Source organism: Synechococcus sp. R6-7, assembly GCF_047461695.1.
Classification (GTDB): Bacteria; Cyanobacteriota; Cyanobacteriia; order Thermostichales; family Thermostichaceae; genus Thermostichus.
Genome location: NZ_JANSHS010000251.1, coordinates 1 through 2,746 on the forward strand (window position 1 = coordinate 1; position 2,746 = coordinate 2,746).

At 61.9% G+C, this 2,746-nt stretch carries 1 protein-coding gene and 1 pseudogene; both read right to left on the reverse strand.

From position 1 onward, the window contains the following. Positions 1-2,199: DNA methyltransferase (locus NW815_RS07910; RefSeq protein ID WP_414415878.1), on the reverse strand; the 2,199-nt coding region annotated here is incomplete at its 3' end. Further along, positions 2,196-2,746, reverse strand: a pseudogene (locus tag NW815_RS07915) (helicase); the annotation flags it as partial. The pseudogene NW815_RS07915 and the gene NW815_RS07910, both read right to left, overlap by 4 nt.

A 2,746-nucleotide genomic window follows, 5' to 3' on the forward strand; every position in this document is an offset into this window, starting at 1 on the left:
GAACTCCAGCGGCCAGTGGAAAAACCGGTTCTCGACGGCGAGGGCCTGAGCAGTGGCAAGGGCCTGGGAGGGGGTTCTCTCCTGCAGTCGATCAGCCACGGCTTGGGTGGTAATGGCCCTAGAGAAGTCAGGGATCAAGGGCTGGAAAAAAGCGGCTGTCCACAGGTTGCAGGCTTCCACTAGCTTTTGGTGTTGCGGGTCTTGGCAATAGCGGCTGTAGAGCTGCTGCTTGCGGCTAACCTCTGCCGGGGAGTTGTCTGGAATGGCTTCTAGCTTCTGTCGCTCCTGGCTAAGCTCAGCCACCACCTGGTCAGTGTCAAAAGCAAGGGAAAGCTGCCCTGTTTGCAAACTCTGGCACTCGGTGCGATTGCGCTGCTTTAGCGAGCGGGCAGCTTCCTTGGAGTCAGCGCTAACCGGGGTAAAGGCTTCATCGGGGATGCCCTTTTCCAAAATCGCCAAATCCAAGACACCCACCAGCGAATCGCCGCACTTGATGTGGTGATCCAGGAAGGTGAGGGGCTTGCCGGCGCAGTGGGCCTCCAGCCACAGGGCCACGCGGCAGAGTTCCACCGCCAGCGGGTTTTTGTCCACGCCGTAGATGCAGTGCGCCACCACATCGCGGATGGCCTCGCGGACACGCTCGGGGGCGGGTTCCTCTTCGCCGGTGCGGATCTTTGCCAGTTCCTTGCCCAACCTGCGGGCGGCAGCAAGCAGGAAGTGACCGGATCCGCAGGCGGGATCACACACACGGATGGACAAAATCGCTTGCTCTTTTTCCTCAGGTGGGCGAGCGGCTTTCAGCCGTTCTTCAATCACTGGCTCCAGCGCCGAGCGGATGAGTTCGGCCACTAGCTCCGGCGGGGTGTAGTAGGAGCCTGTGCTCTTGCGCTCTGAGCCGTAGCTCAACTCAAAGCGAGGCGCCCCTTGCCCAGTTACAATCTGAGGCTGGTAGTCGAGCAAGCTTTCGTAGACGGATCCCAGTTCTTCTACATCCAGCGCCGCGTAGTTGACCCGCCGAAGGGGAGAGGTGGGGTTTTCTCGGTAGTAGGCTAGGTGCGAAAAGGCTTGCAGCAGATCCCGGTTGCTCAGGCTGCACTCATCCAGCTCCAGAGGGGCAAACAGCTCTCCGTTGAGAGGAGCAGCCCCCAGCAGCTCCGCCAGCTCCTCTTGGGAAAGCACCCTCCAGAGCACCCGCAAGCTGCACCAGAGATCCTCGTGTTCGTCTTGGGCACTTTGCCGATCCAAAAACCGCCGCAGCCGCGTCACGCTGTAGTGCTCGCGATAGAGCGCCGCGCTGCTCATCAACCCCCGCTCTTCGGAAACCAAGAGGAACAGGAACCGGTAGACCAAGCGCAGCAGTTGGCGGTAGAGCTCCCTGGGATCCGACAAGAGCCGCGCTCTCAGCCTCTGGTTCTTGGGATGGGCCAGGAACCCATTTGCCAGCAACCTGATGCACTCCTCAACCCCCTCCCGCAGCCGTTCCCGTACCCGGCCACCCTGCTCCAGGGCCTGTTGGTAGTACTTTTCCAGCAGACAATCCCCTGCTAGCTCTGCCGTTTGGGGCAAGCGGCTGCGGTGCAGCAGCCGAAAGAGGATGGCAAAGTCGTTAAACCGCTGCTCCTCTAGGATCTGCTTCAGGTCAAACTCCACATAGGCCTGCCGACGCACATAGGTGGAGTCCCGCAGGAGGCGCAGGGTCAATCCGTTGGTAACAATGCCCCAGAGGTGCTCGCTGCGGTTGAGATACTCCTGCAGCAGCGAGTGGGGTGCCAGGCGAGGCCGGCCAGAAGCCGGCACGCGGCCCAGCTCCTGGCGCGCGCCGACGATGTGCACCGGTGGCGCGTCTTCCGCCTCGCCCATGCGATGCGAGATGGGGAAGTTCATTCCGTCCACCTCGCAGGCGCGCGGTTGATAGCGCACCTCGATCCCCAGCAAACTGAAGAAGGGGATCGCCCAGGCATCGCGGGTGATGCTGGTGGCGAGATCGCTTTCGGGCAGGCGCTGCAGGCGGCTCTGGAAGGCCTCCCAGTACTTTCGACAATCGGCAAAGACCGCGGCAATCTCTTCGACTGGGCCGCGCTTGCTGTTAAAGCCGAAGTCTTCTGGCTTCTGTCCTGGCAGATCCCCTGCCAGCAGCTTTTCGAGAATATCGGGCCCCAACAGGCCTCCTTCGATGCGTACCCCAGAAAACTCGCTCATCGGCAAACCACCGGTTGGAGAACAAGGAGTCCTAAAAGATCGGGGGGAAGCTGCGGCTTCACCTTCAGCCCCCGCCCCTGTAGGGACACGGCTTGGCGGATGCGCCTATGGGCAGCCTCCAGCTCAGCAGCACGCTGCAAAATCCGCTCCCGCGCCGCCTGCTGCAGCCGGTGATCCCTTCCCCAGTTTTCCTCTGTCTCCTGCCACGGGTCGAGACAGGTCAGGAGATGCTGAACCAGCTCCCGCTTTTCCGCTAGCGGTAGGTTCTCATCCGGCTTGGCCGTGGCCAGCAGTTGGAGAGCTGCGCCCGTCTCCAGCCAGCGGGCCTCGCCGCTCTCCAGGCCAACACCGCCTAGCACCAGCACCTCTTCCGCCAAGAGAGGCTGCCCCTGGGGTTGCTCCACCAGGTAGCGCACCCGCAGCAGCAGTAGAGTTGTAAGATCAACTACCGCTCGGGTGCGTAGAGCGCCGCAGCGGGAGACGACAGCATCCCCTTTCTCTGGGTTGTCGAGGGCTTCCTCCAGCAAAAACTGGGCCAGGGCAACCA